This window comes from Microbacterium sp. IEGM 1404, assembly GCF_030056775.1.
GTDB lineage: Bacteria > Actinomycetota > Actinomycetes > Actinomycetales > Microbacteriaceae > Microbacterium.
Genome location: NZ_JASHKP010000002.1, coordinates 574697 through 595702, shown reverse-complemented (window position 1 = coordinate 595702; position 21006 = coordinate 574697). Strand labels below are relative to the sequence as shown.

At 70.4% G+C, this 21006-nt stretch carries 14 protein-coding genes; 10 read left to right on the top strand and 4 right to left on the bottom strand.

Annotated features, from left to right (window positions below; all coding sequences use genetic code 11):
- The first annotated feature begins 14 nt into the window (after positions 1-14).
- Entirely contained in the window at positions 15-4643 is a 4629-nt protein-coding gene (locus QM517_RS08465) for a family 43 glycosylhydrolase (protein WP_283286565.1), read from the top strand.
- 278 nt (positions 4644-4921) lie between these two features.
- Here the strand turns inward: QM517_RS08465 and QM517_RS08460 are convergent, their stop codons facing one another.
- Positions 4922-6448 carry a CitMHS family transporter gene (locus QM517_RS08460; RefSeq protein WP_077049652.1) on the bottom strand — a complete coding sequence of 509 codons (1527 nt, stop codon included), beginning with the start codon at positions 6446-6448 and terminating at the stop codon, positions 4922-4924.
- Between the two features lie 158 nt (positions 6449-6606).
- Here QM517_RS08460 and QM517_RS08455 point away from each other — a divergent pair, with 158 nt between their 5' ends.
- Positions 6607-8229, top strand: coding sequence for a sensor histidine kinase (locus QM517_RS08455; protein ID WP_283286562.1), 1623 nt, complete (start codon positions 6607-6609; stop codon positions 8227-8229).
- Positions 8226-8873 carry a response regulator gene (locus QM517_RS08450; protein WP_283286561.1) on the top strand — a complete coding sequence of 216 codons (648 nt, stop codon included), beginning with the start codon at positions 8226-8228 and terminating at the stop codon, positions 8871-8873. The genes QM517_RS08455 and QM517_RS08450 overlap by 4 nt, the downstream gene beginning before the upstream one ends.
- 52 nt (positions 8874-8925) lie before the next feature.
- Here the strand turns inward: QM517_RS08450 and QM517_RS08445 are convergent, their stop codons facing one another.
- Positions 8926-10215: an alpha-amylase family glycosyl hydrolase gene (locus QM517_RS08445; protein ID WP_283286559.1), complete on the bottom strand. Its 1290-nt coding sequence runs from the start codon at positions 10213-10215 to the stop codon at positions 8926-8928.
- Between the two features lie 136 nt (positions 10216-10351).
- Positions 10352-11581: an ROK family protein gene (locus tag QM517_RS08440; protein WP_283286557.1), complete on the bottom strand. Its 1230-nt coding sequence runs from the start codon at positions 11579-11581 to the stop codon at positions 10352-10354.
- A 106-nt stretch (positions 11582-11687) separates the two neighbouring features.
- Between QM517_RS08440 and QM517_RS08435 the strand changes: the two genes are divergently transcribed.
- The 4 genes from QM517_RS08435 to QM517_RS08420 are packed head-to-tail and all read left to right on the top strand — an operon-like array spanning position 11688 to position 16529.
- Complete coding sequence (locus tag QM517_RS08435; protein WP_077049648.1) at positions 11688-13001, top strand: ABC transporter substrate-binding protein; 1314 nt, start codon at positions 11688-11690, stop codon at positions 12999-13001.
- Positions 12998-13912, top strand: coding sequence for a carbohydrate ABC transporter permease (locus QM517_RS08430; protein WP_077049647.1), 915 nt, complete (start codon positions 12998-13000; stop codon positions 13910-13912). The genes QM517_RS08435 and QM517_RS08430 overlap by 4 nt, the downstream gene beginning before the upstream one ends.
- Positions 13909-14820, top strand: a complete 912-nt coding sequence (locus tag QM517_RS08425) for a carbohydrate ABC transporter permease (RefSeq protein ID WP_283286552.1) — start codon at positions 13909-13911, stop codon at positions 14818-14820. Before QM517_RS08430 ends, QM517_RS08425 begins: the two co-directional genes overlap by 4 nt.
- A 29-nt stretch (positions 14821-14849) precedes the next feature.
- Positions 14850-16529 carry a glycoside hydrolase family 13 protein gene (locus QM517_RS08420; protein WP_283286551.1) on the top strand — a complete coding sequence of 560 codons (1680 nt, stop codon included), beginning with the start codon at positions 14850-14852 and terminating at the stop codon, positions 16527-16529.
- Between the two features lie 126 nt (positions 16530-16655).
- Here QM517_RS08420 and QM517_RS08415 read toward each other — a convergent pair whose 3' ends face one another.
- Positions 16656-17672 carry a LacI family DNA-binding transcriptional regulator gene (locus QM517_RS08415; protein WP_283286549.1) on the bottom strand — a complete coding sequence of 339 codons (1017 nt, stop codon included), beginning with the start codon at positions 17670-17672 and terminating at the stop codon, positions 16656-16658.
- 180 nt (positions 17673-17852) lie between these two features.
- Here QM517_RS08415 and QM517_RS08410 point away from each other — a divergent pair, with 180 nt between their 5' ends.
- Genes QM517_RS08410 through QM517_RS08400 form a run of 3 tightly spaced genes read left to right on the top strand, consistent with a single transcriptional unit; the run spans position 17853 to position 21003 of the window.
- Complete coding sequence (locus tag QM517_RS08410; RefSeq protein WP_283286546.1) at positions 17853-19208, top strand: ABC transporter substrate-binding protein; 1356 nt, start codon at positions 17853-17855, stop codon at positions 19206-19208.
- Between the two features lie 2 nt (positions 19209-19210).
- The gene (locus tag QM517_RS08405; protein WP_283286544.1) at positions 19211-20182 is read left to right on the top strand and encodes a carbohydrate ABC transporter permease; all 972 of its coding nucleotides are present in this window, start codon (positions 19211-19213) and stop codon (positions 20180-20182) included.
- Entirely contained in the window at positions 20179-21003 is an 825-nt protein-coding gene (locus tag QM517_RS08400; protein ID WP_077049643.1) for a carbohydrate ABC transporter permease, read from the top strand. Before QM517_RS08405 ends, QM517_RS08400 begins: the two co-directional genes overlap by 4 nt.
- The last annotated feature ends 3 nt before the right edge of the window (positions 21004-21006 follow it).

Genomic DNA, 21006 nt, shown 5'->3' with positions numbered 1-21006 from the left:
GGATCCGCACCCCCGTGCCTACACTCCCCCGGACGGCGCTCCCCCGCCGTCTCCCGTCCTGGGCGCTCGCCGTCCCGGTCGTCGCCGCGCTCGTCGCGGCGCCGATCGCCGTCCCTCTGGCCGCGAACGCGGCCACCCCCACGAGCGGACTGGTCGTCTCCTACCCGCTCGACGAGACCTCGGGGGCCGTCGCGCACGACGACTCCGGCAACGGTCGGGATGCCGCCTACGTCGGCGGTCCCTCGCTGACCGGTGCGAACGGGGTCCGACTCGACGGCGCCGACGATTATGTGAGCGTTCCCAACAACATCCTCGCGGGGCTCTCGTCCATCACCGTCAGCACCGACGTGCTCGTGCGCCCGGAACAGTCGGGTAACTACTTCATCTGGGGTCTGGGCAACACCACGGACTGGTACGGAAACGGCTACCTGTTCGCCACGGGCAACCCGGCCCATACCGGCATCGCCAGCGGCAACTGGTCGACCGAGCAGGAGACCCGCGGCTCGGCGAACCTCGATCGCGGCGTCTGGAAGACCCTCACCTACACCCTCGACGCGGGCACCAAGACCTCGCGCCTGTACCTCGACGGCATCCAGGTCGCCGAGAACACCAACACCACCACCACCCCCGGCTCGATCGGCGGCGGCACGACCACCGCCAACTACCTCGGCCGCTCGAACTACACCGGCGACAAGCGTCTCGCCGGGAGCCTCCGCGACTTCCGTCTCTACGACCGGGCCCTCTCCGCCGATGAGGTGACGACGCTCGTCGCCACCGACGCGCAGCGCGTCGCGCGCGACGCGGCCGCGCTCGGCCTCGGCGACCTGAGCGCCGTCACCGCGGACATCGCCCTGCCCACCGCCGGCACGAACGGGTCGAGCATCTCGTGGGCGTCGTCGAACCCCGCGGTAGTGTCGTCGACGGGCGCGGTCACCCGCCCCGCCGCCGGGCAGGCGGACGCGGAAGTCACGCTGACGGCGACCCTCACCCGGGGCACCGCGACGCAGAGCGTCGGCTTCACCGCAACCGTGCGGGCCGTCCCCGATGACGCGGGCGCGGCGCAGCGGGCCGTCGACGCGATCACGGTGGTCAACGCCGACGATGCGCGCGGCAACCTGACGCTCCCGACGACGGCGGAAGAGCTCCCGGTCACCTGGACGAGCTCGAACCCCGCGGTGGTCTCCCCCACGGGTGTCGTCGCGCGCCAGGAGGCCGACACGACCGTGACGCTCACGGCATCCGTGACGAAGGGCTCGGCGACCCGCACCCGCGACATCGTCGTGAACGTCCGCAAGGCGGTGCACCTCGGTGCCTTCGAGGGGTACACCTTCGCATACTTCACCGGGAACACGATCGAGGGCGAGAACATCTACTTCGCCGCGAGCAACGGCAACGACGCGCTGTCGTGGACCGAGCTCAACGGCGGCAAGCCCGCCCTCACCTCGACCTACGGGGAGAAGGGGCTCCGCGACCCGTTCATCATCCGCTCTCCCGAGGGCGACACGTTCTACCTGATCGCCACCGACCTCTCGATCGGCGGCGGCACCTCGTGGGGCGACTCGCAGACGGTCGGCTCGAAGTACATCGAGGTGTGGGAGTCGCACGACCTCGTGAACTGGAGCGACCAACGGCACGTCCGGGTCTCGCCCGACACCGCCGGCAACACCTGGGCGCCGGAGGCGTACTACGACGAGAGCCTCGGCCAGTACGTGGTGTTCTGGGCCTCGAAGATCTACCCGGCGGATGATCCGAACCACACCGCCAACGTGCCCAACAGCATGATGTACGCCACCACGCGCGACTTCGTGACCTTCAGCGAGCCGCAGGTCTGGCAGGGCGGGATCTCCCGCATCGACGCCACCGTGATCAAGGCGGACGGCGTCTACCAGCGCTTCACGAAGGACGAGGGCGCCGGGACGACCGGGTGCAGCGACATCATCCAGGAGAGCTCCCCGGTGCTGACCGCTCCGCTGAAGGACTGGACGCAGGTCACCTCGTGCATCGGCAAGAACGCCGGCACGGGTGCGGTGGAAGGTCCGAGCATCTTCAAGTCCAACCCGGGCGACGTCAACGGCGATAAGTACTACCTGTTCGTCGACGAGTACGGCGGGCGCGGGTACATCCCGCTGGCCACCACCGACATCGCGAACCCGAACTGGCAGGTTCCGGCGAGCTACACGCTGCCCAGCAGCCCGCGACACGGCACCGTCATGCCCGTGACCGCGGAGGAGCTCGCGGCCCTGCGGAAGAACATCGTCACCGAGCCCGGCGTGACCCCGGTCACGGCGAACGAGAAGGGCGAGGTGCTGCGGTACGACTTCACCGACGGTTCGGGCGCGACGCTGCACGACCGCTCCGGGGCGGGCCGCGATGCGCAGATCCAGGGCGGAGCGACGTTCGCGGACGGTGCGCTGACCTTCGACGGCAGCAACGACTACGTCGACCTGCCCGACAACGTGCTCGCGGGTGTCACCGACTTCACCGTCGACACCGAGGTGCGGATCGACGCGGCGCAGAAGAACCCGTACTTCCTGTACGGCTTCGGAAACACCGGCAGCGACGGGAAGGGCAACGGGTACCTGTTCTCGACCGGCAACGGTCAGTACCGCGGCGCGCTCACCACGGGCAACTGGACGGGCGAGCAGAACGCGTCCGCCGCCAGCGCCCTGCCACGCGACCGCTGGGTGCACCTGACCTACACGTTGAGCGGCAGCACCGCGCGACTGTACCTCGACGGCCAGAAGGTCGCCGAGAACACCAACGTGACCGTCCGACCGGGGGACATCGGAAAGGGCACGACCCTGGCGAACTACCTCGGCAAGTCCGTCTACAACGACGACAACCTCTTCCGCGGTCAGATGCGCGAGTTCGCGCTGTACAACCGCGCGTTGAGCCCGGACGAGGTCGCGGCCCAGAACCCCGGGCTGCTCACCGAGGTCAGCCTTCAGGATGCCGCGGCGCTCAAGGTCGCCCCGATCGTCGACGCCGAGAACCGCACGGTGCTGTTCCCCGTCGTGCCGGGCACCGACCTGACGAAGCTGCGCCCGACGTTTACGACCGCTTCCGGCACGACGGCGACCCCGGCATCGGGCACGGTCCGAAACCTCAGCACGCCGGTCACGGTCACGCTGAAGACCGACGGGCAGGCCGACGTGGTCTGGACGCTGAAGGCGGTCGAGATGAAGAGCCCGGTACTGCCGGGTCTGTACGCCGACCCGAACATCGCGGTGTTCGGTGACACGTACTACATCTACGCCACGACCGACGGGGTCCCCGGCTGGGGCGGCAACACGTTCTACGTGTGGAAGTCGAAGAACCTCGTCGACTGGACACGGTCCGACACGCCGTTCCTGACGTTGGACGGCGCGAACGGCGACGTTCCGTGGGCGACCGGCAACGCCTGGGCTCCGACGATCATCGAGAAGGGTGGGAAGTACTACTTCTACTTCAGCGGTCACAACCCGCAGGACGACCGCAAGGAGATCGGTGTCGCGGTCGCCGACAGTCCCGAGGGGCCGTTCACCGCGGACGCTCAGCCGATGATCACCAACGCCGAGAGCGTCCACAGCGGACAGGCGATCGACCCGGCGGCGTTCCACGACCCGAAGACGGGGAAGTACTACCTGTTCTGGGGCAACGGCAACCCGGTCTACGGCGAGCTTTCGGATGACATGAAGAGCATCAAGGCGGGCACGATCAAGCCGATCTCGGGGCTGAACGACTTCCGTGAGGGGACGTTCGTGAACTACCGCGACGGTCTGTACCACCTCACGTACTCGATCGACGACACGGGTTCGGCCGACTACCGCGTCGGCTACGCCACGTCGACGAGCATCGACGGCCCGTGGACGTACCGCGGCGTGATCCTCTCGAAGGACACCTCGCAGGGCATCCTCGGGACGGGGCACAGCTCGATCATCACCGTGCCCGGCACGGACGAGTGGTACATCGCGTACCACCGGTTCGCGATCCCGGGCGGCGGCGGGACGAACCGCGAGACGACCATCGACCGCCTCGAGATCGGTCCGGACGGGCTGTTCCAGACCGTGAAGCCGACGCTCACGAGCGTCGCTCCGCGCGAGGTGCCCGACACGACGGAGCCGACCCCGACGCCGACGGCGACCCCGACGGCCTCGCCCACGGCGACCCCGACGGCGACGCCGACGGTCACGCCCACCGCGACGCCGGAGCCGACGACCGAGCCCACGGGCACGCCGACCCCGACGGCCTCGCCCACGAGCACCCCGGATGCCACCCCGTCGGTGTCGGTCTCGACCACCACGGTCGAGCGCGGCGGGATCGTGCGGGTGACGGTGACGGGTCTCGCCGCGGGCGAGCAGGTCACGGCCGAGCTGCGCAGCGACCCGATCCGTATCGCCGGCATCCCCGCCGCCGATGCGAGCGGCCGCGTCACGTTCGACGTGCAGATCCCCGGCGACCTCGCCGCGGGCAGCCACACGATCGTGGTCTACGCAGCCGACGGCTCGGTGATCCGGAGCGTGCCGATCACCGTCGTCGCCGCGGGCCAGCTCGCCGCCACCGGAGCCCAGGCGCCTCTGGGTGCGGGGCTGCTCGCCGCGTTCCTGCTGGTCGCGGCGGGAGTGGTGTGGACGCTGCGTCGCCCGCGCCGCACCGACGCCTGATCCGCTGAACGGAAGGAAGACCCCGGATGCCCTGGCATCCGGGGTCTTCCTCGTGCCCGGTGTGCGGCCGCCCGCCGGGACGGGTGCGGGCGTGGCCTCCTTCACGCATAAACGCGATCCACGACCATAAACCCGGTGAGCACGCGTTTCTGCGCGTGGATCGCGATTATGCGTGGGATGGAACACGCGCGGCGGGAGACGGCCTCGCCCGGCGCGGCTCGGGACAGAGGAAGGGCCCCGGATGCCGTGGCATCCGGGGCCCGTGTCGAGCGGGAGCCTCAGCCGAGGAGCGGGACCGCCCCGACCAGCACGCCGACGGCGAGCATCACGAGCGACACGATCGTCGCTCGCCACAGCACCTTCTTGTGGTGGTCGCCGAGGTTGACGCCGGCGAGCGAGACGAGCAGCAGGATCGCGGGGACCAGCGGGCTCTGCAGGTGGACCGGCTGGCCCGTGATCGAGGCGCGGGCCATCTCGACCGGGGTGATGCCGTAGTTCGCGGCGCTCTCGGCCAGGACCGGCAGGATGCCGAAGTAGAACGCGTCGTTCGACATGAAGAACGTGAACGGGATCGACAGCACGCCCGTGATGACGGCGAGGAACGGCCCCATCGAGGACGGGATCACCTGGGTGATCCAGGCGGCCATCGCCGTGACCATCCCGGTGCCGTTGAGCACGCCCACCAGGACGCCGGCTGCCAGCACCATCGAGACGACACCGACGATGCTCGGGGCGTGGGCGACGATCTCGTCGGCCTGTCCGCGCAGCTTCGGGAAGTTGACGATGAGCGCGAGCGCCGCACCGACCATGAACACGAACGCCAGCGGGAACAGGTCGAGCACCAGCAGCACCATCACGGCCACGGTCAGCGCGAGGTTGAACCAGATGAGCTTCGGGCGGAGCGTGGCGCGGTTCGGGTCGAGCATCGTGTCGGCCATCGCGGTGTCCGCCGCCTGGACCAGTTCGGGGGCGGCGACGGCACCGCGTCCTCCGCGGACGGTGACGATGTTTCCGGTGCGCAGCGACGCGAGCGCGCCGGGCTTCGACTCGGCGCCGCGGAACAGCTTCGGAGCACCCAGGCGGCCGAAGACGCCGGGGGTGTCGAGCTTGGAGGTGTCGACGGAGCCGGCGAGGCGCTTGCGCTCCGAGAGGCCCAGGAACCACGCGAACGCGAGCGCGACGACGAGACCGGCGAGCAGCGAGGGGAGCATCGGCACGAAGACGTCGGTGGGCTGCAGGCCGAGGGCGGTGGCCGCGCGGACCGTCGGGCCACCCCACGGGACGATGTTGAGCGTGCCGTTCATCAGGCCCGCGACGCACGTGAGGACGACCGGGCTCATGCCCAGACGCAGGTAGATCGGCAGCATCGCCGAGGTGGTGATGATGAAGGTCGTCGAGCCGTCGCCGTCGAGCGAGACGGCGCCGGCGAGGATCGCCGTGCCGAGCACGACCTTGGCGGGGTCGTCGCCGAGGAAGCGCGTGATCACGCGGATCAGCGGATCGAACAGGCCGACATCGATCATGATGCCGAAGTACATGATCGCGAACAGCAGCAGCGCGGCGGTCGGCGCCATCTTGCCGATCGCGTCGATCACCATGTCGCCGAGGCCGAACCCGGCGCCCGCGATCAGGCCGAAGATCGTCGGCACCACGATCAGCGCCACCATCGGGGTGAGTCGCCGCGTCATGATCAGCGCCATGAACGACAGCACCATGAGGAAGCCGAGAGCCACGAGCACGCCGTCCGCGGGCGTGTACGCCACGGCGTAGTCGGCTGTCTCGGCCGTGAGGATGTGGGGGGTCATCGCGACTCCTTCGTCGTGGATGCCGGCACGCGGTGCGCCGGGGAATGGGCCGAGGCTACGGATCGCGGTGCCGCGGCGCGCGCTTGCTCGCATTGAGCGGCGTTGTGCGCGTAGCGTGTGTTCTGCGCATTTCGCGCACGACGGCGTACGGAGGTGCCATGCGATTCGCCACCCGGACCCTGCTCGTGCAGATCGCCACGATGGTGGCCGTCGTGGCCGTGTGCACCGCGGTGTTCGCGTGGCTCGGCATCCAACAGCTCCGCTCCGAAGCCGACTCCTCCGCCCTCAACATCGCCCGGTCCGTCGCCGAGGCGCCCGAGGTGCGCGAACTCGTCGCCGAGTACTCGGCCGACCCCGGAACCCCGGATGCCGCGTCCCTGCGCGGCGGGACGCTCGAGCGCTACGCCTCCGACGTCACCGCGCGGACGGAGGGGCTGTTCGTCGTGATCACCGACGACCACGGCATCCGGCTCGCCCATCCCGATCCCGACCGCCTCGGCGAAGTGGTCAGCACGAGCTTCGCCGACGCGCTCGCCGGGCGGGAGGTCGTGACCTGGGAGACGGGGACGCTCGGGGAATCCGCGCGCGCCAAGGTGCCCGTCTATCCGCCCGGGGGAGGCGACCCCGTGGGCGAGGTGAGCGTCGGGTTCGAGCGCGCGAGCGTGTTCGACGACCTGCCCGCCTTGCTGATCGGCATCGGTGTCGCGGTGGTCGTGGCCGTGGGGCTCGGGGTCGCGGTCGCCCTGCTCATGCGCCGACGCCTCGAACGCCTCACGCTCGGCCTGCAGCCCGAAGAGCTCGTCGCCCTCGTCCAGACGCAGACGGCGGTGCTGGAGAGCGCCGACGAGGGCGTCGTCGCCATCGACGACACCGGCGTCGTGCGCGTGTGCACGACGACGGCCGAGACGCTGCTCGGGGTGTCCGGTGTGGTCGGGCGCCGCCTCGAGGAGCTCGCTCTGCCGGTCGCCGTGGCATCCGCGCTCGCCGGATCCGGAGCCCCGAACGGGATGCCGATCGGCGAACGCGTCGTCTTTGTCGACGTCCGGCCGGTCCGACGCGGGATGCGGACGCTCGGCCGCGTCGCCGTGCTGCGCGATCGCACCGACGTCCTGGCGCTGTCCGACCGGCTGGACAGCGTTCGTGCACTCGGCGACGCGCTGCGGGTGCAGCGCCACGAGAACGCCAATCGCGTGCACGCCGCCGTGGGGCTGCTCGACGCCGGACGGACGGCGGAGGCGCGCGCATTCCTCGCCGACCTCGTCGATCGGGGCTCGGTCGACTGGGCTGTGCCCGGGCTCGACCTCGTCGGCGACGCGATGCTGGGTTCGTTCCTGGGGGCGAAGGGACTGTCGGCGCGCGAACGCGGGGTGACGCTCCGGGTGTCGGAGGACACGTGGCTCCCCTCGACCGTCGCCGACGTGGAGGACGTCGTCGCCGTGCTCGGCAACCTGGTCGACAACGCCGTGAGCGCGGCGGCATCCGGGGGCGAGCCCCGCGAGGTCGAGGTCGCGGTGCTGGGCGACGGCGCCGACGTCGTGCTCACGGTGGCCGACACCGGCGGCGGGATCGCCGACGTGGACGCCGCCTTCGCCCCGCGCGAGCGCACCGACGATCCGGCCGCCGTGCACGGACTCGGGGTCGGGCTGCCGTTGTCGCGGGAGTTCGCCCGGCGCCGCGGCGGAGACGTCTGGATCGTGGATGCCGGAGGCGCGGGACGCGGTGCCGTGGTCGCCGCGCGACTGCTCGGCGTGCTGCACGTCGGCACCGAGGAGGAGAGATGACCGATATCCGCGTGCTCGTCGTCGACGACGACTTCCGGGTGGCAGGCCTCCACCGCGACGCCGTCGACGCGCGTCCCGGCTTCGCCGCCCTGGAACCGGCGCGCACGGTCGGGGAGGCGCGGGCGGCGATCGCCGCGCACGCCCCCGATCTGCTGCTCGCCGATGTGTACCTGCCCGACGGCGACGGGATCGAACTGGTCCGCTCGGTCGGCCTCGACGCCTTCGTGCTGTCGGCGGCGACGGATGCCGCGACGGTGCGGCGCGCGTTCACGGCCGGGGCGCTGGCGTTCCTCGTGAAGCCGTTCGACACACGCGTCCTCGCCGAACGCCTCGACCGGTACGCGCGGTACCGGAACCTGCTGGCGTCCTCTCGGCCGCTGACGCAGGACGACGTCGACCGCGCGGCCGCCGTCATGCGGGGGGAGCGCGACGGCGTCTCGCTCGCCCGCTCGGCGACCGAGCAGACGGTGCTCGCGGCCCTCGGCGACGACGAGGCGTCGGCGTCGGAGGTCGCGGAGCGCATCGGCGTGTCCCGGGCGACCGCGCAGCGCCACCTCACCGCTCTGGCCGAGCGGGGTCTCGTCTCAGTCGGCCTCCGCTACGGATCGACGGGTCGCCCCGAGCACCGCTTCCGGAGCGCGTGAGTCGCCAGGATGTGTCGCTTCCTGCCGTTGGCAGGCGACACATCCTGGCGACTCACGCCTCGAGGACCGCCCAGCCGCGGGGCGGGAGCTCCGCGCGGGAAGCATGCAGCGTCGCCTCGCCGGCGACCACGGTCAGGGCGTCGGCGGCGGGCAGCGACGCGGGGGAGTCGCCGATGTTCAGCGCGACGATGACCGCTTCGGCATCCACGGCGGTGCGGAGCACCAGGGTGGCGTTCGTGACCTCGACGACGTCGGTGCGGGCGCGCCAGAGCCACGGATGCCGCCGGCGCAGGGCGACGAGCGCGCGATGCGCGTCGAGGATGCGCTCGTCGACGTCGGTCACGTCCGCCGGGGTGGCCGGGAACTCCGGCCGCACCGCGTCGTCACCGCCCTCGCGCTCCTCCTTCACCGCGGTCCAGCCGAACTCGTCGCCCGCGTAGACCGACGGGGTGCCGCCCACCGTGAACAGCACGGCGAGGGCATGCGGGACGAGGTCGGGCCCCACCGCCGAGGCGATCCGGGTGACGTCGTGGTTGCCGACGAAGGTCTGCGGCACGAAGGTCGCGAGCAGCTCGTCGTGGCGCTGGATCGCGTGACTCAGCTCGAAGAAGTTGCCGTCGGCGATGCCGTGCCAGATGCCCTGCCACAGCTCGTACTGCGTCAGCGAGTCCATCGTCGACGCGTGCACGATCGCGGGGGCGTCACCGTGGATCACCTCGCCGAGGAACCACGCCTCGGGGAAGCGCTCGCGCACGCGGGGGAGCACCCGCGCCCAGAACTCCGGCGGCACCGCGTAGGCGGCATCCAGTCGCCACCCGTCGATCCCGCGCGCGAGCCAGTGGCACATGACGTCGACCACGAGATCGGCGGTCGCGTCGGAGGAGTGGTCGAGGGCGACGAGGGCACCGTGCCCCTCGAAGACCTCGGGCTCGAACCGCCCGTCGACCCGGGCGCCGCGGAAGAGCGTGGCGTCCCCGCCCGCGAGCACGGCCTGGAACGCCGGATGCCCCCGCCCGACGTGGTTGAACACGCCGTCGAGGAGGACCCGGATGCCGCGCTCCCGGGACGCTGCCAGCAGCCGGTCGAGGTCGGCGTCGTCGCCGAGCCGCGGATCGACGCGGAAATGATCGACCGTGTCGTATCCGTGGGTCTCCGACGCGAAGATCGGCCCCAGCAGCAGGCCGTTCAGACCGAGCTCGATGACGTGGTCGAGCCACGGCTCGGTGCGCTCGAGGCGGTGCACCGGTTCCGCGTCGGGGTCGACGCCGTCGCGGATCGGCGCGCCCACGAACCCGAGCGGGTAGAGGTGCCACCAGAGGACGTGCGAGGGCCAGTCGGGCATGTCCCGAGGCTATCCGCCGGTGTTCCGCCCGGCCACGGGTTGCGCCCGCGCACCGGTTGCGTGAGTAGCCAAGAATTGTCGCCTGTGCCGTCGCGGAAGCGACGAATTCTGGCGACTCACGCTCGAGACGCGGGGCTCAGGCCCGGGCGCGCTCGCCGGGGAGGGCGAAGGGGGCCAGGTCGATCGCGCGGGAGCGCGTGGACTCGAGGGCCGCGGCGACGGCGCCGACCGACACGATGTCCGCGCCGAGCGGGGACGCGACGATCTCGGGCGGCGGCAGGTGCAGCGCGGCGGGGAGGGCCTGGGCCGCGGCGGCGATGATCGGGCCCGCGCCGGCGGCGATCGCGCCCGAGATCACGACCCGGCGGACGTCGAACAGGCTGCCGAGGAGCCCCGTCACGATCGCGAGCTGGCCGCCGACCTCGGCTGCGACGGCCAGGGCTCCCGGGTCGCCTGCGGCGGCGAGGTCGAGCACGGTCTTGGCATCCAGGTCGTCGTCCGGCACATCGGCCAGCGCGCTGCCGGCGGGCAGGGTGCCCGCGGCGATCGCCGCCCGCGCGGCGTCGACGCACCGCGGCGCGAGGCCGTACGCGCTGCCGACGCCCTCGACCCGGTCGAAGGCGACCGTCTCTCCGGCTCCGCCGTGTGCGCCGCGGAGGAGGCGCCCGTCGAGCCACAGCCCGGCACCGAACCGCTCTCCCGCGAGGAGGGCGACGAAGTCGTCGTAGCCGACGGCGGCGCCCTGCGCGTGCTCGGCGACCGCGGCGAGCGAGGCGTCGTTCTCGACCCGGACGACCGGCGCCCACGAGGCGAAGGTGTCGACGAAGTCGGGGTTCATGCGCTGCCAGAAGCCGTCGTGGTGCGCGGGGGAGCGGCCCGCGCGATCGACCGGGGCGGGCACGCCGAGGCATATCGCGACGAGATCGTCGCGCGAGGCGCGTGCCCGGGTCAGGGTGGCGTCGACGACCTTCTCGGCCGCGCGGCAGCGGCGCTCGGGCGAATCCCGTTCCGGGTCGATCGACAGGCGCGAGGTCGCGACGGGCGCCCCGCGGAGGTCGGCGACGGTCGCCGTGACGTGTCCGCGGCCGGCATCCACGCCGACGACGAGTCCGGCGTCGGCGCGGAGCGCGAAGCGGCGCGCCGGTCGTCCTTTGGAGTACTCGCCCACGGCCCGGGCGTTCGGCATCTCGATCAGCAGCCCGCGGGCGACCAGCTCGTCGAGCACGTCGATCGTCGTCGACCGGGTCAGCGCGACCGCGGCCATGACGTCGCTCGCCGTGAATGCCTCGGCGTCCCACGCGTAGGCGAGCACGGCGTCGAGGCTGTGGCGGCGGAGCGAGGGAACCGAGGGTGTGGCATCCGTCATCGGATCTTGACCCCCTTCGTGTCTCCTGCAATACTGCCCTCAACACATTGATTTGACGAGTAGATTTAATCTACGATTCAAAATCGCAAGGATGCGAGGAGGACACGTGTCGAGGAAGACGGCGACGGTGCGACGAGCAGTCGCGGCGCTGACGGTGACGGGCCTGGCGGCGGCGATGCTCGCCGGCTGCTCCGCCGACGGGCGCGAGACGATCCGCTTCACTTTCAGCAAACGCGAGGCCCTCGCGTTCATGAACCAGGTGGTCTCCGACTACAACGCGTCGCAGGACGAGGTGCGCGTCGAGATGGACGCCTCGGGCGTCGACGTCGTCTCGGCGAGCTTCGTCCGCGGCAATCCGCCCGACATCATGCTCGCGAACTACAACTACGAGGTCGCGCGGTTCGTGCAGCGGTGCGCGTTGACCGACCTTTCCGGCACGGCCGCCGCCGCCACTGTTCGCGACGACCTGCAGCCCCTCATGGACCAGTACGGCTCGTGCGCCGGGCGCACCAGCGCGCTGCCCTACTCGGTCATGGCATCGTCGGTGATCTACAACAAGGAGATCTTCGATCGGCTCGGGCTCTCGGTCCCGACGACGTGGGACGAACTGATCCAGACCGCCGAAACGCTGAAGGCCGACGGTGTCACGCCGTTCTACGGCACCTTCAAGGACGACTGGACCATCGGCCAGGGCTGGTACGACTACGCCGTGGGCGGATCGATGAATGTCCTCGACTTCTTCGACGGACTCGCCGCCGAGGGCGACGGCGTCGGCCCCGACTCCGCGGTGTCGTTCCAGAAGGACCTCGCCGAGCCCATGCAGCGCATGACCGAGCTGTCCTCGACCTACACCAACCCGGATGCCGCCAGCCGCGGCTACGGCGACGGAAACCTCGCCTTCGCGCAGGGGCAGGCCGCGATGTACCTGCAGGGGCCGTGGGCGCTCGGCGAGATCGCCAAGACGTCGCCCGATCTCGCGGTCGGCACCTTTCCGCTCCCGATGACGAACGACCCGGACGACCTCGCGGTGCGCGTCAACATGGACCTCGCGGCCATGATCCCCGAGGGATCGAAGCACCAGGATGCCGCACGCGACTTCCTCGAGTACCTGTACCAGCCGCAGATCATCGAGGCGTACAACGAGTCGCAGCTCGGGTTCGCGCCCACCACGGACGCTCCCGCCCCCAGCGACCCGCGTGTAGCGGGGATGATCCCGTACTACGACGAGGGGCGCATCTACCAGGGCGCGTCGGTGCTGGTGCCCAAGACCATCCCGGTCTTCAGCTACGCGCAGGCCATGATCCTCGGGGCCTCGACCGAGGGGACCCTCGGCACCCTCGATCAGGACTGGTCGCGCCTGGCGTTCCGCCAGCCCGTCGCCTCGACCACCGAGTCCGCCGCCGAAGGAGCCGCGCGATGACCACCACCACCACGATCGTCACCGGCGGGAAGACGGCCGCGCGCCGCAGCACCCGCCGCGTGGAACCGATCTACTACCTGTTCCTGCTGCCCACCCTCGCGCTGTTCACCCTCGCGATCACGCTGCCGGGCATCGTCGGCATCTTCTTCAGCTTCACCGACTCGATCGGCATCGGGCAGTGGAACTTCGTCGGGCTGACGAACTACATCGCGCTCTTCAGCGACCCGGCGATCCTGCAGGCCTACCTGTTCACCTTCGGGTTCTCGGTGGCGACGGTCATCGTCGTCAACATCGCGGCGTTCCTGCTCGCGGTCGGCCTCACCGCGCAGATCCGCTTCAAGAAGGCGCTGCGCACCGTCTTCGTCATCCCGATGGTGATCTCGGGCATCATCATCGCCTACGTCTTCAACTTCCTCTTCAGCAACTCCCTCCCGCAGGCCGGAACCGCCCTCGGCATCCCGTGGCTGGAGACGTCGTTGCTGGCGAACCCCGACCTCGCGTGGCTCGCGATCGTGATCGTCACCGCCTGGCAGGCCATCCCCGGCACGCTGCTCATCTACATCGCGGGGCTGCTGTCGGTGCCCGGCGACGTGTACGAAGCGGCGGGCCTGGACGGCGCGACCAAGACGCAGCAGCTTCTGCGGATCACCCTGCCGCTCGTCGCCGGCTACGTCGTCATCAACGTCATCCTCGGCTTCAAGGGCTTCCTCAACGCCTACGACATCATCGTGGGTCTGACCAACGGCGGGCCCGGCACCTCGACCCGCAGCGTGGCGATGTCGATCATCCTCGGCTTCAACGGCGGCGACTACGCCTACCAGATGGCCAACGCGGCCCTCTTCTTCCTCGTCGCCGTCGCCATCTCGCTGCTCCAGCTCTCGCTCACCCGGGGAAGGAACACCCTCTCATGACCGCCGTGAACCAGCCCGCGCTCGCCTTCGAGCAGGCAGAGCTCTCCGTCCCCTCGCGTCGACGCACCGGCATCCGGCGGGTGGGTACCGAACGCATCAACTGGTTGGCGACCACCGTCCTGATCCTGTGCGCCGTCACGGTGCTCCTGCCCCTGTACGTCTCGATCACGATGGCGGTGAAGACCGGGGCGCAGGTCGTCGACGGCAACGCCTTCTCGTTCCCTTCGCCGATCAGCTTCGACGGGTTCGTGCAGGCCTGGACGCTGACGAAGTTCCCCGTGGGCCTGGCGATCTCGTTCCTGGTGACGGCCGGGACGGTCGCCGCCACCATCGTCCTCGCGGCCTTCGCGTCGTACGCGATCGCCCGCAACTGGGACCGGAAGCTCTTCCGGTACTCGTTCTTCTACCTGCTCGCGGCGATGTTCATCCCGTTCCCCGTGGTCGCTCTGCCGCAGATCCAGCTCACCGGCCGCCTCGGGCTCGACAACCCGTTCGGCGTGATCATCCTCGCCACGATGTTCCAGCTGAGCTTCAGCGTGCTGCTGTTCACCGCGTTCCTGCGCTCCATCCCGCTCGAGCTCGAGGAGAGCGCGCGCATCGACGGCGCGACGACCTGGCAGACGTTCTGGCGGCTCATCTTTCCGCTCCTCGCCCCGATGAGCGCGACCGTCGGCATCTTCGCGTTCCTGTACGCCTGGAACGACTTCATGATGCCCTCGCTCATCATCAGCGATCCGGCCTTGCAGACGCTGCCCGTGCGCCAGAACCTGTTCCAGACGCAGTTCAGCAACAACTACAACGTCGCCTTCGCCTCGTACCTCATGGCCATGGCTCCCGCGATCGTCGCCTACCTCTTCACCCAGCGATGGGTGATGGCGGGCGTCACGCAGGGCGCCGTCAAGGGCTGACCGACCCCCACCCCCGAAAGGACCTTCCCGTGACCACCGCCGCACCCTCCGTGCACGCCCGCGAGCTCTCCGACGCCCCCGACTGGTGGCGCCAGGCCGTGGTGTATCAGGTGTATCCCCGCAGCTTCGCCGACAGCAACGGCGACGGCCTCGGCGACATCCCCGGCATCACCTCGCGGGTGCCGTACCTGGCCGAACTGGGGGTGGATGCCGTCTGGCTCAGCCCCTTCTACCCCTCGGCGCTCGCCGACGGAGGGTACGACGTCGCCGACTACCGCGACGTCGACCCGCGCCTGGGGACCCTCGCTGACATGGACGAGCTCATCGCGCAGCTGCACGCCCATGGCATCCGCGTCGTGGTCGACATCGTGCCGAACCACACGTCCAACGACCACGCCTGGTTCCAGGAGGCGCTCGCCGCCGGTCGCGGCTCCGCCGAGCGCGACCGCTACATCTTCCGCGAGGGCACGGGTCCCGACGGCTCCGAGCCGCCGACGGACTGGCAGTCGGTGTTCGGCGGCTCCGCGTGGGAGCGCGTCGCCGACGGTCAGTGGTACTTCCACAACTTCGACGTGTCGCAGCCCGACCTCAACTGGGCGAACCCCGAGGTGCGGGCCGACTTCGTGAAGACCCTGCGCTTCTGGAGCGACCGGGGCGTCGACGGGTTCCGCATCGACGTCGCGCACATGCTGACCAAGGACCTCAGCGAGCCGCTGCCCTCGGCCGCCGAGCTCGCCGCGATGCCGCAGGACGGGACCCACCCCCTCCTCGACCGCGACGACGTGCACGAGGTGTACGCCGAGTGGCGCGCGGTGTTCAACTCCTACGACCCGCCCCGCACCGCCGTCGCCGAGGCGTGGGTGCACCCCTCGCGCGTGCCGCTGTACGCGAGCATCGAAAGCCTGGGGCAGTCGTTCAACTTCGACCTGCTCGAGGCCGACTTCGACGCGGGCCAGTTCCGTCGCATCGTCGCCGACAACCTCGCCCTCGCCGCCGAGTCGGGGTCGTCGACGACGTGGGTGCTGTCGAACCACGACGTCGTCCGCCACGCCACGCGTTACGGCCTGCCCGACGCGGAGCGCACCGAGGACGGCCGTCCGACGCGCAAGCACGGCAACGAGTGGCTGCTCTCCGGCGGCACCTCGCCCGCGCTCGACACCGCGCGGGGAGAACGCCGCGCCCGGGCCGCTGCGCTGTTCGTGCTGGGGCTGCCGGGCTCGGCGTACCTGTACCAGGGCGAGGAGCTCGGCCTGCACGAGGTCGCCGAGATCCCCGACGCCGCCCGCCAGGACCCGACGTTCTTCCGCAGCCCGGGCGTCGACATCGGGCGGGACGGATGCCGCGTCCCGCTGCCCTGGGCGGCCTCCGACACCGCGTTCGGTTTCGGTGGGGGCGGGGCGCACCTGCCGCAGCCGGAGTGGTTCACGACCTACGCCGTCGACCGCCAGGACGGCGATCCGGCCTCGACGCTGTCGCTCTACCGCCGCGCGCTCGACCTCCGGCACGACCTGCAGACCGCCGAGGAGCTGGAGTGGCTCGACCTCGGCCGCGACGACGTGGTGGCCTTCGCCCGCCCCGACGGCTGGACCGTGGTGACGACCTTCGGCACCGAGCCGGTGGAGCTCCCCGCGGGCGAGGTGCTGCTGTCGAGCGCTCCCGTCGAGTCGGGGGCGCTCCCCGGCGAGGCGACGGCCTGGCTGCGCGTGTAGCTCGCGGCATCCATCCCGCTTCAGTGTCCAAGACACGCCGCAGCGCGCAGAGCGCATACGGCGTGTCTTGGACACTGGGCGTTTGCGGCGGCGCGGCGTGGCGCGGCGACGCCGGGGACCGCGGCGTCAGGGGAGGGACGCGCGGATCACCACGGGCATCTCCACCAGGTGCTCACCGGGGGGAGGGCCGTCGGGGGTGAGGAGCAGCTCGACCGCGCGCCGCCCCATCGCCTCGTGCGGGAGGCCGATCGTGGTGAGGCCGGGGCGCAGGTACGCCGCCAGCTCGTCGTTGTCGAACGAGACCAGTGCCACGTCGTCGGGCACCCGGAGCCCCGCTTCGCCGAGAGCCTGCGAGGCGCCGAACGCGAGACGGTCGTTGAGGCACACGATCGCGCGCGGAGGCGGACCGGATGCCAGCACCCGCGCCGTGACGTCGTGGCCGTGGTCGGGCTCCCAGAGCCAGATCGACTCCTCGCGGGAGAACCTCATGCCCTCGCGCGCCATCGTGTCGTAGATCCCGCGCACCCGCGCGGCGACGGTCGCCGAGCGGAACAGGTCGCGCTCCGCGTCGGCGTCGTAGCCGAGCAGCAGGATGTCGTCGCGGATGCCGGCATCCCGAAGCAGTTCGATCGCCCGCTGTCCGCCGGTCTCCTCGTCGGGCAGCACGCTGCAGACGTGCGTCTCGCTGGTGGCGTTCAGCATCACCGCCCGCACGCTCGAGGGGATCGGCGGGACGAGGATCTCGCGCGCGCGCATCGAGGCGAAGATCACCCCGTCGACCTGCCGGTCCAGCAGTGCCGAGACGGCCTCGGCCTCGCGTTCGGGCTCGCCGCCCGTCTCGGCGACGAGCACGACGTGGCCGGCGGCCTCGGCGGCGCCGAGTGCGCCCTTGATGAGGCCGCTGGCGAAGCGGGTGGTGGCGACGAGGTCGGAGACGAAGCCGATCGTGTGCGAGGTGCTCGTGCGCAGAGCCCGCGCCGCGACGTTGGGGCGGTACCCGAGTTCCGCGGCCGCGGCGAGGACGCGGTCGTGGGCGTCGCGGGAGAGTCGGGTGTCGGGGCGACCGTTGAGGATCATGGATGCCGCGGAGGGGGAGAGCCCGGCGAGACGTGCGACATCGGTCAGCGTGACGCGCTTGACCATCCGCACCTCCTCGGTCATCGGCTCCCGCGCCGACGGTAACGATCTTGACAGTGAATCTTGACAGGGCCGGAATCGTCTGAGTAAATATCCCTGCTAAATCCTTTCAGCACTGTACCGCAGCAAGGATCGCACCAGAAGACCCGCATCCTGGGTACCCGCAGCACTGACGAAGGAGTCGACATGTCCACCCGTACCCCGCGCACGCGCACCCGTCGCGTCGCGCCCCTCGCGCTCGCGGCGATCGCCGGGCTCACCGGCGCTCTGCTGGCCGGCTGCGCTCCCGGCGCTGCGGCACCGCAGACCGCCGCCGCCGCCGACGTGAGCACCGAACTCACCAGCGACCCGGTCCAGCTGACGATCGCCGACGAGACCGGGTTCCCCGTCACCGACAAGCTGACCGAGGAGTTCACCAAGCAGCACCCGAACGTGACGTTCAACATCACCCGCGACACGTTCCAGAACCTCACGGCCAATGCCCCCAAGCTCCTCGCGAGCGACACCCCGCCCGACCTGATCCGCCTCCCCACGCTCGGAGACACGGTCAAGGACGGCCTCGTCGCGAACCTCGACCCGTACTTCGACGCGTACGGCTGGGACGCCTGGCCGGCATCGCAGCTCGCGCCGCTGCGCATGAGCGAGGACGGCATCCGCGGCTCGGGCTCGCTGTACCAGCTCGGCCTCGGCTACAGCATCACCGGCATCTACATGAATGACACCCTCGCCTCGCAGCTGGGCATCACCGCCCCGCCGCAGACCCTCGCCGAGCTCGAGGCCGACATGGCCAAGGCGAAGGCCGCCGGCATCCTGCCGATCATGGCCGGCGACAAGGACGGCGTGGTGAACTTCGTGGTCCAGGCCGCGATGAACCAGTACGTCGACAAGGACCAGTTCCTGTCGTGGATGTTCAACGAGCCGGGCGCGCGCTACGACGAGCCGGGCAACGTCCAGGGCGCGGAGCTCGTTCGCAAGTGGGCGGATGCCGGGTACTTCCCGTCCGACATCAACGCGATCGACTACTTCACCTTCACGAGCCGCTTCTCCGCGGGTGAGGGTCTGTTCACCTTCAACGGCAACTGGGAGGCCGCGAACTACCAGAAGGCGCTCGGCGACAACGTCAGCTTCTTCCTGGTGCCGCCGGCCGAAGAAGGCGCCGGTCACGTCGCGATGGGCGCGGCCAACTCGTTCTCGGTCGCGGCCAAGTCGAAGCACCTCAACGAGATCGTGTACTTCCTCAACTGGGTCCACACCGACCCGGCCGCGCGACAGATCATCGTCGACGTCACGGGCGCCTCGCCCGGTGGTGACCCGAGCCTCGAGCTGCCGACCGTCCAGGCCGGCTCGCTCATCGAGAACGCTCTGGAGATGTCGGCGCAGATCGGCGCCGAGAACGGCCAGGTCGACTTCATGGCCAACACCACCGCCGGCATCTACGCGGGCTCGATCATCCCCGAGTCGCAGCTGCTGGTGACCAGCCAGATCACCGGCCAGGAGTTCGTCGACCGCGTGCAGAAGTTCTACGAGAGCGAGGTCGGCTGACCATGACCGATCGTGCGGTCGCCGTCGCGGCGGCCCCCCGAGAAGACGCCGCTCACCCGGCGGCGACGACCGCACCCGTTCGCCGGGCCGCTGCACGCGCAGTGGCCCGGCGGGCGACCCTCGCCGGATGGCTGCTGCTCGTCCCCGCGCTCGGTTTCTACATCGGGTTCGTCATCTGGCCCCTGTTCCAGGGCGTGCAGTACTCGTTCTACGACTGGAACGGCATCGGCGTGGCCCGGTGGGTGGGCTTCGAGAACTACCTCACGGTCTTCACCGACCCCGACCTGCTCGGCGCGATCCGCAACGCCTTCGTGCTCATCGCGTTCTTCACGTTCATCCCGGTGGGGCTCGGACTGGTGCTCGCGACCCTGATCCGCGGCATCCGGAACAAGGCTTTCGCCGCCACCGCGCAGACGGTGCTGTTCCTCCCGCAGATCATCCCGCTGGCCGCCGCCGGTATCGCGTGGTCCTGGATGTACGCGCAGACCGGCGCCGTGAACCAGATCCTCGGGTGGATCGGGCTCGGCTGGATCACCCGGCCGTGGCTCGCCGACTACGGCACCGCCCTTCCCGCGGTAGGTCTCATCGGCTCGTGGGTCCTCACGGGACTGTGCACCGTGCTGCTGCTCACCGGGCTCGGCAAGATCGACGTCTCGCTGTACGAGGCGATCCGCCTCGACGGTGCGGGCTGGTGGCGCGAGCTCTTCACCATCACGCTGCCGGGCCTCCGGCAGGAGATCGCGGTGCTCGTGACCGTCACCGTCATCGCCGCCCTGTCGAGCTTCGACATCATCTACACCTCGACGCAGGGCGGCCCCGGGCGGGCGACCCTCGTGCCCGGCCTGTCGATCTTCCGCATCGGTTTCACCCAGAGCGACGTGGGCCTGGCCTCCGCCTTCGGCATCGTGCTCATGGTGCTGGTGCTCGTCGTGGTCCTCCCCATCCAACGCCTCTCGAGAGCGAGTGACTCGTGATCGCCAGCCGCACCGAGCGCGTCCTCGGAACCGTCCTCCTCGCCGTCGCGGCGATCGTGACGCTGCTGCCCCTGATCAGCATGTTCTCCGCGGCGCTGCAGCCCGCCGACCGCAACCCGACCGGGCTCACCTGGCCGACCGACCCGCAGTGGGGCAACTTCGCCACGGCGTTCGAGACCGGACACGTGTGGCAGCTCATGGGCTCGAGCCTCGTGATCGTGCTCGGCGTCGTGCCCGTCAGCCTCGTCGCCGCGACCCTCGCCGGGTTCGCGCTCGGGTCGCTGCAGGTACGGTTCGGCCGCGGAGTGCTCGTCTTCTTCGTGCTCGGCCTCACGATCCCGTTCGAGGCGCTCATCATCCCGCTGTACTACCAGGCGCAGTCGATGGGCACCGTGAACACCCCGTGGGCCGTGATCTTCCCCCTCATCGGGCTCTTCATGCCGTTCGGCGTGTTCTGGATGCGCGCGCACTTCATCAACGTCCCGCGCGAGCTGTCCGAGGCCGCACGCGTGGACGGGGCGTCGCTGTGGCGCGAGTTCCGCAGCATCCAGCTGCCGTTGGCGGCGCCGGCGCTCTCGGCGCTGGCGATCCTGCTGTTCATCTGGACCTGGAACCAGTTCCTGCTCCCGGTCGTCCTCATCGCCGACCCGCTGCAGCGCACGGTCGCGGGTGCCCTGACCTTCTTCCAGGGGCAGTACTCGCTCAGCATCCCCCTTCTCAACGCGGGCGCCCTCATCATCATCACGCCGGCCGTCCTGCTCTTCCTCGTCTTCCAGCGCCAGTTCATCCGGGCGCTGGTGCAGGGCGCGGTCAAGGGCTGACCG

What these genes read in the sequence shown, in the direction of transcription:
- QM517_RS08460 (WP_077049652.1), bottom strand. Translation starts at nt 6,448, where the DNA reads ATGACCCCCCACATCCTCACGGCCGAGACAGCCGACTACGCCGTGGCG.
- QM517_RS08455 (WP_283286562.1), top strand. Translation starts at nt 6,607, where the DNA reads ATGCGATTCGCCACCCGGACCCTGCTCGTGCAGATCGCCACGATGGTG.
- QM517_RS08450 (WP_283286561.1), top strand. Translation starts at nt 8,226, where the DNA reads ATGACCGATATCCGCGTGCTCGTCGTCGACGACGACTTCCGGGTGGCA.
- QM517_RS08445 (WP_283286559.1), bottom strand. Translation starts at nt 10,215, where the DNA reads ATGCCCGACTGGCCCTCGCACGTCCTCTGGTGGCACCTCTACCCGCTC.
- QM517_RS08440 (WP_283286557.1), bottom strand. Translation starts at nt 11,581, where the DNA reads ATGACGGATGCCACACCCTCGGTTCCCTCGCTCCGCCGCCACAGCCTC.
- QM517_RS08430 (WP_077049647.1), top strand. Translation starts at nt 12,998, where the DNA reads ATGACCACCACCACCACGATCGTCACCGGCGGGAAGACGGCCGCGCGC.
- QM517_RS08425 (WP_283286552.1), top strand. Translation starts at nt 13,909, where the DNA reads ATGACCGCCGTGAACCAGCCCGCGCTCGCCTTCGAGCAGGCAGAGCTC.
- QM517_RS08415 (WP_283286549.1), bottom strand. Translation starts at nt 17,672, where the DNA reads ATGGTCAAGCGCGTCACGCTGACCGATGTCGCACGTCTCGCCGGGCTC.
- QM517_RS08410 (WP_283286546.1), top strand. Translation starts at nt 17,853, where the DNA reads ATGTCCACCCGTACCCCGCGCACGCGCACCCGTCGCGTCGCGCCCCTC.
- QM517_RS08405 (WP_283286544.1), top strand. Translation starts at nt 19,211, where the DNA reads ATGACCGATCGTGCGGTCGCCGTCGCGGCGGCCCCCCGAGAAGACGCC.